The 13,370-nt window shown below is 45.6% G+C and carries 10 protein-coding genes and 1 pseudogene; 3 read left to right on the plus strand and 8 right to left on the minus strand.

The annotated features are described in order from the left end of the window. Positions 1-45: 45 nt before the first annotated feature. The 5 genes and pseudogenes from HMPREF9124_RS09485 to HMPREF9124_RS09505 form a co-directional block, all read right to left on the minus strand. Entirely contained in the window at positions 46-279 is a 234-nt protein-coding gene (locus tag HMPREF9124_RS09485) for a DUF1858 domain-containing protein (RefSeq protein WP_009428451.1), read from the minus strand. An 86-nt stretch (positions 280-365) separates the two neighbouring features. Further along, positions 366-1,079 carry an adaptor protein MecA gene (locus HMPREF9124_RS09490; RefSeq protein WP_009428910.1) on the minus strand — a complete coding sequence of 238 codons (714 nt, stop codon included), beginning with the start codon at positions 1,077-1,079 and terminating at the stop codon, positions 366-368. Positions 1,080-1,305: 226 nt separating this feature from the next. Further along, positions 1,306-2,660, minus strand: a pseudogene (gene dnaB / locus HMPREF9124_RS09495) (replicative DNA helicase). Positions 2,661-2,663: 3 nt separating this feature from the next. Further along, positions 2,664-3,110, minus strand: coding sequence for a 50S ribosomal protein L9 (gene rplI, locus HMPREF9124_RS09500; RefSeq protein WP_009428040.1), 447 nt, complete (start codon positions 3,108-3,110; stop codon positions 2,664-2,666). Then, entirely contained in the window at positions 3,110-5,155 is a 2,046-nt protein-coding gene (locus HMPREF9124_RS09505) for a DHH family phosphoesterase (RefSeq protein WP_009428555.1), read from the minus strand. The genes rplI and HMPREF9124_RS09505 overlap by 1 nt, the downstream gene beginning before the upstream one ends. Before the next feature lie 300 nt (positions 5,156-5,455). On the opposite strand from HMPREF9124_RS09505, the gene HMPREF9124_RS09510 reads away from it, so the two are divergent. Next, positions 5,456-5,962, plus strand: a complete 507-nt coding sequence (locus tag HMPREF9124_RS09510) for a hypothetical protein (protein WP_009427984.1) — start codon at positions 5,456-5,458, stop codon at positions 5,960-5,962. A 134-nt stretch (positions 5,963-6,096) separates the two neighbouring features. On the opposite strand, the gene HMPREF9124_RS09515 is transcribed toward HMPREF9124_RS09510, so the two are convergent. The 3 genes from HMPREF9124_RS09515 to HMPREF9124_RS09525 form a co-directional block, all read right to left on the minus strand. Further along, the gene (locus HMPREF9124_RS09515; RefSeq protein WP_009428557.1) at positions 6,097-7,539 is read right to left on the minus strand and encodes a hypothetical protein; all 1,443 of its coding nucleotides are present in this window, start codon (positions 7,537-7,539) and stop codon (positions 6,097-6,099) included. Positions 7,540-7,700: 161 nt separating this feature from the next. Continuing rightward, complete coding sequence (locus HMPREF9124_RS09520) at positions 7,701-8,960, minus strand: amidohydrolase family protein (RefSeq protein WP_009428280.1); 1,260 nt, start codon at positions 8,958-8,960, stop codon at positions 7,701-7,703. Positions 8,961-9,074: 114 nt separating this feature from the next. Then, on the minus strand, positions 9,075-10,433 hold the full coding sequence (locus HMPREF9124_RS09525) for an NCS2 family permease (protein ID WP_009429872.1): 1,359 nt from the start codon (positions 10,431-10,433) through the stop codon (positions 9,075-9,077). 395 nt (positions 10,434-10,828) lie between these two features. On the opposite strand from HMPREF9124_RS09525, the gene HMPREF9124_RS09530 reads away from it, so the two are divergent. Beyond that, positions 10,829-12,541 carry an adenine deaminase C-terminal domain-containing protein gene (locus HMPREF9124_RS09530; RefSeq protein ID WP_009427761.1) on the plus strand — a complete coding sequence of 571 codons (1,713 nt, stop codon included), beginning with the start codon at positions 10,829-10,831 and terminating at the stop codon, positions 12,539-12,541. Positions 12,542-12,652: 111 nt separating this feature from the next. Further along, complete coding sequence (locus tag HMPREF9124_RS11505; protein WP_009427763.1) at positions 12,653-13,306, plus strand: DUF898 family protein; 654 nt, start codon at positions 12,653-12,655, stop codon at positions 13,304-13,306. The last annotated feature ends 64 nt before the right edge of the window (positions 13,307-13,370 follow it).

A 13,370-nucleotide genomic window follows, 5' to 3' on the forward strand; every position in this document is an offset into this window, starting at 1 on the left:
AAAAAAAGACGGAGAACTCATTTTCTCTCCGTCCAATCCTTTCCATCAAGCGTTCCGCGAGGCTTCCTGCATCTCCAGATACTCCCGCAAAACATCATTCAAATCCTCTGTCAAATCATCCACATCAATGCCGTGAGCCTCACAGGCTTCTTCTAAAGACTCTGCTTGAGAGGCTGCACAAGATACGCAACCCATACCGTTTTGCATAAGAAATGGAGCAATCAATTCATTTAGCGCCAAAATCTCGCTAATCTTCATGTCTTTTGTAATTTCTTCCATAGCCTTCTCCTTCCTTAACGCCTTTTCAAGCTATTTTTTGTAAGGGATTCTTTTCTGTTCCATAACTCCCGCCCGGGTAATCTCGATTACACCGTCTTTAACTTCTGTAAAGCGTTTTCTTGGATCAATTGCTCCATATGCTCCTTATAATAAGCCTCTGTAGCGGAACCGCCGTTCACTCTTTCTCCATATTCCAGTAAAAGATTTGCAGCACGATTCAGGCTGTCAATGTCGTCTCCTTTACTGTGCAGACTCAAATAATACCCCTTTTTGTCCTCTGCCTTATACAGACTGTTTGCACCCAAATCACAATACGACACCGCCTTGGCTGCATCGATTACGCGATCCAAAGTCCGGAAGCGATATAAGCGAATCCCCTCATCTCCGGATTCCTTCTTCTCTTCCGCTACGCCGGGTTCTTCTTCGGTCTCCTTCAATTGCTTCATCAAGCCCTGCGCCCCCTCCAAAATCTGGGTTGCCAGTTCTGAAATCCAGCCGTTCTGTCCACTGCCGGCTGCGGAAAACTTCGAAAAGCGTGTATCTAACTCTTCCGGGTCATCCACCTTAGAAATAATGAGTTGTACCGCACCTCCTTGCAAAGGAACAGCCTCAATCATGAGGGGCGTGTTTTCAATGGAAAATCCAACCTCTTCCTTCGCCTTTTGCATCATTTCATTAAATAGCCTTTTAGCAGCTTGAGAGCCATAGGTCATATCCCTTAGGTTTAAATTCCTCGAAGATAAATCTAAACTGGACAATGTACACTTGATGGAGTTGTCATCAATTTTCTCGATTTTCATGGCTCCTCCTTACTATCGATAGCCTTTTTCCCTTACTAAAAAAGATTTATCGATTGCACTATCATACTATTTAATCGGTTCATTTGCAATTTCTAATACCCGTTTTTAGAATATTTTAAGCTAATATACAGGATAAATTCTGTTGATATGCTATATTATAAAAGAAATTTATCTGACTTTAAGAATATTAAATCAATTTTATTATTATACAAAATCCAAGATTCCTCTATCGCTCCTTCTCCGCATTTTTAAAGCGCGTATACTGCGGTTGCCACAAAAGGCGCACCGTCCCTATGGGACCGTTTCTTTGCTTTGCTATGATCAACTCCGCTTCATTAGGGTGCTCCGTATCCTTATTGTAATAATCATCTCTGTAGAGGAACATGACGATGTCGGCATCCTGCTCGATTGCCCCCGACTCTCTTAAGTCGGAAAGCATGGGGCGGTGATCCGGACGCTGTTCCACGGCACGGGACAGCTGGGAGAGTGCAATAACCGGGCAGTCCATCTCTCTGGCAAGCGCCTTTAGGGATCTGGAAATGTCGGAAATCTCCTGTTGCCGGTTTTCCGAAGACCGTTTTCCCTTTTCTCCGCTCATGAGCTGAAGGTAGTCTATCATCACAAGGGAAAGTCCGGACTCCAGCTTTCTCTTCCTGCATTTTCCTCTCAATTCGCTTACTGTGATTCCCGGAGTATCGTCGATAAAAACCTGCGACTTGGATAAGCGGTCGACTCCTTCAATGAGGTCTCCCCACTCATCGTCCGTAAGGGTTCCTTTTCTCAGCTTATCCGCCTCAATCTTGGTTTCCAAAGAAAGCAAACGGTTTGCCAGCTGTTCTTTGGACATCTCCAAGGAAAAAATCATAACCGGTTCCTGCTTCTTTACCGCTACATGGTCCAGGATATTTAAGACAAAGGCCGTTTTTCCCATGGAAGGTCTTGCCGCAATCAAAATCAAATCGGATTTCTGGAAACCTGCCGTCCGATAGTCCAGGTCAATGAAGCCGGAAGCAACTCCCGTAATGGCATTCTTCTGTTTGGATGCTTCCTCCACCTTCCGAAGCACATTCATGGCCACCTCGGAAATGGGCACAAATTCTCTGGTATTCCTCTCGAGTAGAAGATTGAATATCTTTTTCTCCGTAGTCTCCAGTATGGTTTCCAGGTCCTCTTCTCCCCGGTAGCACATGTTGGCAATCTCTTCGTTCGTTCGAATCAGGGCACGAAGAATAGACTTGGAACGCACCATCTCGCAATAAATGCGGATATTCGCCACGCTGGGTACTTCCATGGCCAGATTTTTCAAGGTTTCCAAGGAAAAAATTCAGGCGGAACATCCTTCTTCGCCTTCAGTCTGTCCTGTAAGCTGACAAAGTCAATGCTGATGCCTTCCCTGGCCATTTCCTTCATCGTAGAGAAAAGCACCTGAAACTGTCTTCCGTAAAAATCTTCAGGCTGTAAGATCTCCAAGGCCTGCAGTACCGCATCCCCGTCGCGAATCATCGCACCGATTACACTTGCCTCCGCCTCCTTCGAATGGGGAATCGTTCGTAAAAGCAGCTCTTCTTCCTGTGATGCCATAATTTACTCCGATTGTACACTGACATGGAGAGTCGCCTCCACATCCTTATGCAACTTCACCTTGATATCATAGCCTCCGAAATTCTTCATCGGCACGTCCAGCTCCATCTTCTTCTTATCCACACTGATGTCATACTGCTTCTTCAGCTCTTCCTGTACCTCTTTTGTGGAAATGGAACCGAAGGCTCTTCCGTCTTTTCCCGCCTTCATATGGAAGATGAGCTTTACCTCTTCCAGCTTCTTCTTCAGCGCCTCCGCTTCTTCCAATTTTTCTTCCGCAATCTTCTCGGCGTTCTGCACTTGCAGCTTTAAGGTATTTAAGTTCTTGGCATCCGCCAGAACGCCCGCCTTAGTGGGAATGATGAAATTTCTGCCATATCCCTCACTGACTTCTACGATTTCTCCCTTTTTCCCTAAGCTCTTTACATCCTTTAATAAAATAACCTTCATTATTCCACTTCTCCTTCTTCAATCATTTCGTCAATCGCCGCTCTTACCTTGTCAATACACTCTTCTATTGTGAATCCCTTCATCTGGGCGCCGGCCACCGTACGGTGTCCGCCCCCGCCAAGCTTCTCCATAAGCACCTGCACATTCAGCTCATCGATAGAACGGGCGGAAATAAAAACCGTATCCTCCACCTTCGTTAAAACGATGCTGGCTTTGATGCCGCGAATATTCAGAAGTTCATTGGCTGCCTTGGCGCAAAGCACGGTCGGACTCTCTGTCCCGGTCCTTTCCAAGGTGCTGATGGCGTAGTATTCCCGATAAATATCCGCCTTACTGATGGTGTCCGCCTTCGCCTGATAATCAATAAAATCCTCTCGGAACGTTTTTCGAATGCGGATAATGTCCGCACCGCAACGTCTTAAATAGGCAGCTGCCTCAAAGGTTCGTACGCCGGTCTGGTTGGTAAATTCCCGCGTGTCGATAACGATTCCCCCGTACATACAGTCCGCCTCTATCGGCTTTGCCTTGATTCCCTCCCGAATGTACTGCATCATCTCCGCAATCAACTCCGAAGCGGAAGAAGCATAGGGTTCGCAATAGCTTAGAACCGCCCCCTGTATTGTCTCGGAACTCTGCCTGTGATGATCGAATACCACCTTCGTTTTCACCATGGTCAGCAAATCCGGCTCATCGATAATGGAAGGTCTGTCACAGTCCACCACCACGAGCATGGTATTGTTATCCACCAAAGCCTTTGCCGTCTCTCCGTCAATAAACATATCATTCGGATAATCCGGATTGTTCAGAAAGCGTTCCTTTAAAGGAAGAATGGTGGAGGTCACCTTATTCTGCACAATATAAGCTCTCTTGTCCAGTGCCGTAATCATACGGTAAACTCCTACGGAAGCTCCGAGACAGTCCATATCCGCATTCTTATGTCCCATAATCAGGACCTTATCCTTCGAGTCAATCAACTCCTCAAAGGCCTGCGCCTTCACTCTTGCCTTAACTCTGGTCACTCTTTCTGTACTTTGGCTCTTACCGCCAAAGAAGCTGAGCTTCTCGGGATTCTTTACTATCGCCTGGTCCCCGCCTCGACCGAGTGCCATATCCATGGCGGTTCTCGCATAGTCGTAGTTCTGGGTAAATTCTCCCGCACCGTAGCCGATTCCCAAGCTTAAGGTTACCGCCAGTTCATTTCCCATATCCACTTCTTTCACCTCTTCCAGGATGGAAAAACGATCCTCCATCATCTTCTCCAAGGCTGTCTGCTTTAAGAGGAAGAAGTATTTGTCTTTTTCAATTTTCTTGATAACACCGTTTGCGGAACTGATATAGCGGGTGATTTTTCGATCCACAAGAGCCGTGAGTAGGGAACGTCTGACTTCCTCAATCTGCTCCATAACATCTTCATAGTTATCGATATAAGCCAGTCCCAATACTACTCGTTCTTCATCCAGCTTCTGTTGGAGCTCCACTTCCTCCGTTTCGTCCCGAAGATAAACCGCTACAAGCTCTTCTTCCTCCGAAAGACCGTAGTGTACAACCTCTCCTTCATCCCGTAAGCTGTCCAGACGGATGATGTCGATACAATACTTTCTTCCCATGAAGGAGGAGTGCAGCTCCACCACCGCTTCCTTTTCTTCGAGCATCTCTTTCTGCATATTGGGAAAAATACTGAAAATGTTCTTCTCCGGCTTATTGCCGTTTTGCAAAATTTTATGTAATGCCTTATTCTCCCAAAGCAGGTCTCCATTCTGTCCGATAATACAATAGGCGGTAGGCATTTCCTCAAAAAGCTTCGCCCTGTTTTCATTTGCCCGCAGGGAAAATTCCAAAAGAGCGGATAACATCAGGCTCTTTCTGCTGCGATACAGGACAATAGCCGCACAAAGGTAGAGCAAAGCAAAGAAGATGAGCATAAGCCCATATCTCCACTCCCTAAAAAATGCCGTAAGAATTATGGGAAGCCAAAGTAAAGATAACCACAAAGGGGCTCGCAGATAAAAATCTATTACCCCCGGTAATGCATTTCTTTTTTTCATGATTCCTCTTTCATCATCTTTTATCTAAACAAAACAATCTCTGTTAATCTGCTGTTTCTTTTCTAAATCCTTTTTCCGAATAATCTTTGCCATTATACTATTTCTTCCTTCCAAGGTAAAGTTACAAGCTTCCTGCGGAGAACGAAAAGATTACTCCGGAGAACAAAAAGATTACGAACTTAAGGAAAAACGAGTTATCCTTAAGATTTTCTTTATTGTTTTATTTTCTTCCTCTAGTAGAATGAATGCAGTTTTGCGAATGATTTTTCGAAAATAAAATGTAGAAGCAGAGGTTACACTATGAAGAAAATGAATTTAGTTGCTACTCTTGCTATTGCAATGAGTATTATGGCATCTATCCCCGCTATGGCAAATTGGAACATGGGCCAGGGAGAGAACAGCAATCGTTGGTGGTACGGAAATGAAGACGGAAGCTGGTGCCACTCCGGTTGGTTCTGGCTGGACGGAAACAGAGACGGACTCGCAGAGTGCTATTACTTTGATGATGCCGGTTGGGCTTTGATGGACACTACCACTCCGGACGGGTATACCGTAAATGCGGATGGTGCCTGGTATGTAGGGGATCCGGATGAAGGCGTAAAAGAAAAAGAAGTAGAGGTGCAGTACGAGCAGGCCGAACAGGATGCTATCAATAAGAAAAAGCCTGTCATAAAAGTTCCCGAGAAAAAGAACGGTGTTATGAAGAACTATAAGCCGAGAGGAACAGGCATCCAGGGAAGCGGCGTAACCCCTAAATCCGGGGAAGTCAATGCTGCCGATTTCAGTAGAGAGCAGGGCAAGAATTAAACAGCGCAAAGAGCGAAACAGACTATTTAAAAGGCTTAAGCAGGTATCAGGGCTGAGATTTAAAAAATCTCAGCCCTGATTCACCTATGAGACTTATGGAATCATCGGCTTGGAACACGAAATCCCCTAACCCCTTAGAACAAGAGCAGACCCAAAACTTCTTTCTTTAAAGTCTCCGCCTTTCTCTTCATATTCAAAAGACTTCTCAAATCACTTCGTCCTGCCGCCACAAAAACAAGAGTACGATACATCCCCAATTTACTGATGCCTTCTTCATTTTTGAAAATATCACAGGCATAGGAACAACTCAAATAGGGACTTTCGTCGTTCATGAACTTGACCGTTTTTTCTAAAAGTGTCTTGTCCTCTCCTACAAAAAGAATCTCTTCGGCAATATTCCTTTCCTTAAGGAGCAGAGAAAGGTTACTCTTCGCAAGGGAAAGCAGAGCCTCTTCATCCCCTTCTCTTTCCCGGTCTCCCGAAAGCTTGTCGGATAAGCTTTTGCAAAGCCCCTCTCTTCCGAATCTTCTTTTACTTCCCAATACGGTAAAACCGTAGATGCTCTCCAAATCTTCTTCTCTCGGAAGCTTCTTTTCAAAAAGATACTGCAATGTAAAAACAAAAACAGAAAGAAATCCACCCAGTATCACGCCTAAAATGGCTTGTTTCGCAAAGGTTCTTTTGCTGAATCCGAGGTTCACACTTGCCGTTTCCTTAGGAAGACTCTTCTCCTGATCCTTCAGGTTTTTAATGTTTTCCAAGCGTTTGTTCAGACTTGCCTTCTTGTCCTCCTGTCTTCCCAGGATAGAATCCTGTCCTCTTCCTTCCACATTTTCCCCGGAGTTTTGATAGGTCAAAACACTGTGCACACGCATTCCCTGTGCGCTTGTATCCGAAAGAAGAATGATGCTATGCGGTTCCAACTCTTCTCCCAGTTTTGCGGCAGCATTCTCCCAATAGGCCTTCGCGGCATTTCCCATTTTTTCTACCTCTTCCGCACTTGCACCTGCGAAAGAGAGACTGATGTTCCCGGTTTTATCATCGGCATCCAGGAACAGGAGATCCGGAATATCACTGCTTTTCAAGCTACCTGTAGAGGATGCAATTTGATCATAGAAATCCGTCGAGCGAAAAAGCGTCTTATAAGCTTCCACCAAGCCTTCTCTCTCCGCTATTCTGTCCCTGTAAATCGATTCCGAATTTCCCTGCGCATCCACAGGATTGGGCAGCTTCAGATAAAGGTCCATCTGTCTCTCATAGACGGAATCCGGCTTCAATTGAAAGAGAGCCGACTCCTCCAGTCTCTTTACTTCCCAAAGAGCTAAATCCTTTTCCCGCTCCAGCTGCGTTTTTACATAATTCGCCGTTCCCTCTTCTAAGGCCCGCTCCTTATCAAACGCCGACTCTTCCTCCGTACTTACGGCAGGATTCTCCTCACCTCTCCGCAAGGTTCTCAGGCTTGCAAAAAGAATGCCGAAAATACAGCTGCACGCAAGAATCAGGATTCCTTTTCTCAAGTACATGGCTAAAAGCTCGGGAAGGTCAAGTACAAGCTCCTCTTGCATCTCTTTTTCCATAAGTTTGTTTTCTCCTAAACTGCTACTCTTTTCTCCGAAGTGTGTCCGTTTCATTGTATCATAGAGAAGAAAAAAGATAAGCCGTTTTCGTGATTTAGCTTATCTTTTCTCTCTTCTGTTTTTCTTCGTAGAAAAAGCATTTCCTCTCTTCTCATCCGGTCTTACAGAACTTTTCTCCCTTGAACATACTTTGCTTCCATCTCAAATAATTCCTTTTCCGTATACAAAAGCATTTCCAGACGCTCAATCAGGCTTTCTTCCCTGACGCTCTGTCTCTTCCGGGAAAACACCAGGAAATCCGCCTCATAATCCGGCATAAAAGCCCCAACCTTCCCGAAGAAAGCGCCGCCGGAAAGCGTTGCCATATAAAAGGCCTCTTCCAGATTTAAGGCACTGTCATGCTCTTCCAAAAGGCAGTTTCGGAGCTTGGAGGCCCGGATGGCATCCGTAAGGGCTCGAAACATGGACAGGTTCGCCCCTCCCGCAACATCGGTTCCCAAGGAAAGCTTTGCGCCTTTCTTCAGAAAATGCTTTACCGGAGAAACGCCGGATTGCAGATTGGTATTGGACTGCGGACAGTGACAAATAAAGCATCCTCTCTGAATCAGAAGCTTAAGCTCTTCCTCTCCGGTATGAACACAGTGGGCCATAACGGTATGGTTTAAGAGACCATAACGATCATAACTCTCTCCATAGTTTCGGGTACCCGGACAAAGCTCGGAAACCCAGGCGATTTCCGCCTTATTTTCGGAAAGATGAGATTGCAGCGGAATTCCCTTTTCTTCCATCATTTTCCCGAGACCGAGAAGCAACTCATCCGAGCAGGTTGGGGTAAAGCGCGGCGTCAGAATCGGTCGGCAGTGCCGATAGTTCTTCGGGATTTCCTCCAGCCACTCTCTTGTATTCTTTAGCGACTCTTCCGCACTATGCTCTGTTAAATAATCAGGAGAATTCCGGTCCATATTGACCTTTCCCACCATAGTCTCCAGGCCGCTTTCTTCCAGAAGCTCCATCAGGCAAAGCGTTGCATCCTTATGTAAAGTTCCGAAAATGACTGCCCTCGTAGTAGGACTTTCCTTTAAATCCTCCACAAAATTACGATAAGCCGCCCTTGCATAGTCGGTATCCCGGTATTTCGCCTCTTCCGGAAAGGTATTGATATTCAGCCAGTCCAGAAGCGGTAAATCCATTTTCGTTCCCCGATAGGCATACTGGGGTGCATGGAGATGCAGGTCCACCATCCCCGGAAGCACGAGTTTTCCACGATAGTCTTTGATTTCCAAAGCGGAACAATTCGAAGGCAAGCTCTCATAGACGGCAAGGCATTTCCCGTTCTTTACGTGCAAATAGGCATTTTCCTTTGTCTCAATATGCTCCGGTCCCGTGCTGTAGCACAGGTCTCCAATTACTAAATATTCCATTTCCCCTCCTACAAAAACAAAATGGAACAGCTTCCGATGCCCGAAGCGGAAGATTTCTCTTTCCTGTCCGGACACTTTAACACTCGATGGAAACCGTTCCTTGTGCAGTGTATCTTAAATGAAAATATATTTCAAAATGAAGATAAAGCTTAATACGTACATCAAAATGCTGACTTTCTTTCCTTTTCCACAGAGAAGGTGAATGACGGTATGGCTCATAATTCCGAATGCAATTCCCTCGGAAATGGAATAGGTAAAGGCCATCGCAATAATGCAGATAAATACGGGAATCGCCGTAAGCATATCGTTCCAATCAATCTTTGCCACCTGCTGCATCATGAAAAATCCGACTACGATGAGTGCCGGTGCTGTTGCAAAGGACGGAATCGCAAGGAAAATCGGAGAGAAGAACAGTGCAATAAGGAAGAGTACACCTACTACAATAGACGTAAGACCGGTCTTGCCGCCTTCCGCAATCCCGGAAGCGGACTCTCCGAAGGTTGTAATCGTGGAAGTTCCGAAAATAGCGCCTACCGTGGTTCCGATTGCATCCGCAAGAAGGGCCCCCTTAATCCCGGGAAGCTTTCCGTCCCGATCCAACATATCGGCCTTGGAAGCGCATCCGATTAATGTGCCGAGGGTATCAAAGACATCCACGAAAAGGAAGGCGAAAACAACCATACCGAATTCAAGGCTGGCAAGCTTCGATAAATCCATTTTCATAAAGGTCGGTGCCACGGATGCCGGCATGGAAACGACCTTGCCGGGAATCAGGCTGTAAAAACCGCCGTCCGGATTCGGCTGATAAAGGCCGGTAAGCTGGCAGAGAATTCCCAGTCCCCAAGTGATCACAATCCCCAGCAAAATATTTCCTTTTACGTTTTTAATAACCAGGCAGGCTGTGATTAATACGCCGAGTAAGGCAAGAAGCACGGTGATTCCTTCTGATTGGAAGGTACCGTTTAGGACAGAGCCCTTGAAAGAAAATAAGGTTACCAAAGTTGCACCGTCTACTACAATATGTGCATTTTGTAAACCGATAAAGGTGATGAAAAGTCCAAACCCTACGGAAACACCAAGTTTCAGGCTGGGCGGTATCGCATTGAAAATTGCCTCACGAACATTGGTCAGAGATAAAAGGATGAAGATGATTCCTTCCACGAACACGGCTGCCAATGCCATTTCCCAGGTGTAACCCATATTTAGTACCACGGTATAAGCGAAGTAAGCGTTCAGTCCCATTCCCGCCGACAAAACAAAGGGCAGATTGGCCAGTAGCGCCATCATGATGCAGGCTATGGCGGAAGCTATGGCTGTTGCCGTAAACACGGAGCCCGCATCCATTCCTGCTGCAGAAAGTACTCGCGGATTTACGGCGAGGATGTAAGCCATCGTCATAAAGCTGGTAATGCCCGCTATGAGTTCCGTTCTTACATCAGTTTGATGTTCCTTGAGTTTGAAAAATTTTTCCATTTGTCGTCCCCCTAAAAATGAAATAGACAGTATATGAAAACCGGTAAAGACTTCACGACATGTTCATACCGGGATTCAACGAGAAAAAAAGAACCGTTCAAAATATCTTCTTAAGTGAATCTCTGACTGAGCTATACATCATTCGTTTTTTACGAACAAACGATATTTTACATCAATCATCAAAAAAGAACAGGACTTTTTTGTTTCCTATATTTCTTTTTTGTTTTCCTATATTTCTTTTTATTCTGCACTGCATAAAAACTTTCTATTTTCTTTCCTCGACAATCTTCGCTATAGTTAAGTTATAAGGGTTCCGTTCCTCTATTTTTATGGCTTTAGACTCTATATTTCACTTCCTTTCCCACTTACTTTTCTACTCTTTAAGGAGCAGCAGTATGAACAAAAGTCTTTACGACAAATTATCCAAGGTTTGCAAAAAAGAAAGTCCTGCGGATCTGATTTTTCGAGACGCCCATATTTTTGACGCCTACACCGCCTCCTTTTACGATGGAGATGTAGCGGTTAAACAAGGCTATATTGCCGGAATCGGAAAGGACTTTCCGGGAGATACCGTAATCGACTGCAAGGGGAAGTATCTTTTCCCCGGATTCATCGATGCACATGCTCATTTGGAAGCCGCTCTGGTTCCTCCCAATGAAGTGATTAGTGCGGCAGCGGCCTGCGGAACCACAAGCTTTATTGTAACCCCCCACGAAGTATGGACGGTGGCGGGAAAGGAGGGTATCGATTATCTCCTGAAGCAAAGTGAAAAAAGTCCCGCCAATGTCTTTCTTATGCTTCCCTACTGCATCAGTCCATCCCTTTCGGAAGGGCATGAAGCCAAGTTTTCCTCAACAGATTTCTTTTCCTTCCTGAAAAATCCGCGCATTCTGGGGCTTGAAGAACTCATGGACACAAGAGGAGTTATCCACTCCAATCCTGTACTTTGGAAAACGGCAGACGGAGCGGAAAGCAAATTTCCCGGCGGCTATTCCAGCTTCTTATCCTTAGACTCTGAAGCCTGTTCTCTTATGAAATTACAAACCGGCCAGATTCCGAAGGACTTTTCCTATACGCTGGATGAAGTTCACGCCGGGATGCACATTCACATCAAGGAAGACTCCGCCGTGCATAAGCTGGAAACCTCGATTCAGGGAATCCTTTCCAAGGGAATAGACAGTAGGAGCTTCTCCTTTTGTACCGACGGTAAGAAAGTGGGGGACATTCTAAGAGAAGGTCACATTAATCACTTAATCCGAAGAGCGATTTCTCTCGGCCTTCCCGTTGGAAAGGCTTATCAGATGGCAAGCATCAATGCTGCGGAATGCTATCACTTAAGTCATCTGGGCGTGATTGCTCCCGGAAAACAAGCCGATCTCGTCCTCCTTTCCGATCCGAAAAAAGTCGATATTGAGGCCGTTTTTCATAAAGGAAAACGGGTGGAGAAGAAGGAAAAGTATCCCCTTCCGCATTGTCCTAAAGAACTGAAAAAAACACTCCACTTCCCTCCCCTGGAGGAAGAAGATTTTCATCTTCCTATCTTCAAGCAAAACTCCACGGTTATCGGAATCCAAGAGGGAGAGATTCGCAGCAGCCGTCTGCAGGTCAACTTCCGAAGAAGCAATAACTTTGATCCCCTGGAGAACCCGGACTATCGGAAAATCGCTTCGATTTCTCGTAACAACGGAAGGAAGAGAATGTGTGTCGCCATCTGCTCCGGCTATCCTATCCGGCAAGGTGCGGTAGCTAGCTCTCTTTCCCGAGACTGTGACGGCATTCTCGTAATTGGAGACTCGGACAGGGATATGTGTCTTGCGGCAAATGAGCTTCTCCGAACACAGGGAGGCGTTTCCGTCGTATCACAGGGCACCGTCCTCTTTTCCCTCGCCCTTCCCATTATGGGACTACTGACGGAATGCGGTCATGAAAAGGCGGAAGAACAGTTACGGCTGGTGAAAGAAAAACTGCATGAAATGGGAATCGGTACTGCCATGGACCCTCTCCTTCCGCTTGCCTTCCTGTCCTCTCCCTCCATCCCGGAGATTCGAATCACGCCGAGGGGAATGTATGTTATAAAGGGTGCCCAGTCCAGACTTTTAAAACAATAGCTTGTTTTCGAATTAAATAGCTTGTTTTCGAATTAAATTATTCTTGAAGATAAGATAAAATTATGATTAAATTCTAATGAGTTAAAAAGCTTTTTACATAAGGAGGATTGTATGGAAGAAAACACAAAGCAAGAAAACGTAGTACAGAACAGTACAACGTCAGGAAATACAACACAGGGAAGTACTGCACAGAATAGCGGAGCACAAAGCGGTACAGCTCAAGGAAATGTTGCTCAGGGAACCCCCATTTATGTGGGAAGTCCGGCTCCCTCTACACAAAATGCACAGAGAACACCGGGCAGTATCCCGGTATACCCTGTGGAAGCCAAGGGTAAGTCTTACTTTGACGGAACCACCTTACAGCTTATCGGCTGGCGTTTCTTAGGTGCTATGGTTTCTTTAATCACTTTCGGACTTTGCATTCCATGGGCCTACACCATGATTTATAAGTGGGAGGCAACACATACTTATATCGAAGGACGCCGCTTAAAGTTTGACGGTTCCGCGCTCCAACTTTTCGGAAAGTTTATCATTTGGTTTTTGGGCGGTTTCGGTCTCAGCATCCTCTTTATCATAGCGGAAGTGATTGTGATTTTTGCTGCAGGCGGATTCGAGGATACCTTTGACAGCATTCAATCCGGCATCATGCCTCCACTTGCTCTGATCGTTGTCTATCTTATTTTCATTCTTGCCCTCTTCCTTTACGATGCATGGGTAGAGGTTGCTTTACGGAAATGGAAGGCTTCTCATACCTTCTTTGCTTAAGGGATTTCCGTATTTAGATTTCAGTATTTACACAATTTCAGTATTTACACAAAAACGCCCGAGC

This window comes from Oribacterium sp. oral taxon 108 str. F0425 (assembly GCF_000214455.1).
GTDB classification, from domain to species: domain Bacteria; phylum Bacillota; class Clostridia; order Lachnospirales; family Lachnospiraceae; genus Oribacterium; species Oribacterium asaccharolyticum.

Coding starts and splice junctions, on each gene's coding strand:
- HMPREF9124_RS09485 (WP_009428451.1), bottom strand. CDS start 279: ATGGAAGAAATTACAAAAGACATGAAGATTAGCGAGATTTTGGCGCTA.
- HMPREF9124_RS09490 (WP_009428910.1), bottom strand. CDS start 1,079: ATGAAAATCGAGAAAATTGATGACAACTCCATCAAGTGTACATTGTCC.
- rplI (WP_009428040.1), bottom strand. CDS start 3,110: ATGAAGGTTATTTTATTAAAGGATGTAAAGAGCTTAGGGAAAAAGGGA.
- HMPREF9124_RS09505 (WP_009428555.1), bottom strand. CDS start 5,155: ATGAAAAAAAGAAATGCATTACCGGGGGTAATAGATTTTTATCTGCGA.
- HMPREF9124_RS09510 (WP_009427984.1), top strand. CDS start 5,456: ATGAAGAAAATGAATTTAGTTGCTACTCTTGCTATTGCAATGAGTATT.
- HMPREF9124_RS09515 (WP_009428557.1), bottom strand. CDS start 7,539: ATGGAAAAAGAGATGCAAGAGGAGCTTGTACTTGACCTTCCCGAGCTT.
- HMPREF9124_RS09520 (WP_009428280.1), bottom strand. CDS start 8,960: ATGGAATATTTAGTAATTGGAGACCTGTGCTACAGCACGGGACCGGAG.
- HMPREF9124_RS09525 (WP_009429872.1), bottom strand. CDS start 10,433: ATGGAAAAATTTTTCAAACTCAAGGAACATCAAACTGATGTAAGAACG.
- HMPREF9124_RS09530 (WP_009427761.1), top strand. CDS start 10,829: ATGAACAAAAGTCTTTACGACAAATTATCCAAGGTTTGCAAAAAAGAA.
- HMPREF9124_RS11505 (WP_009427763.1), top strand. CDS start 12,653: ATGGAAGAAAACACAAAGCAAGAAAACGTAGTACAGAACAGTACAACG.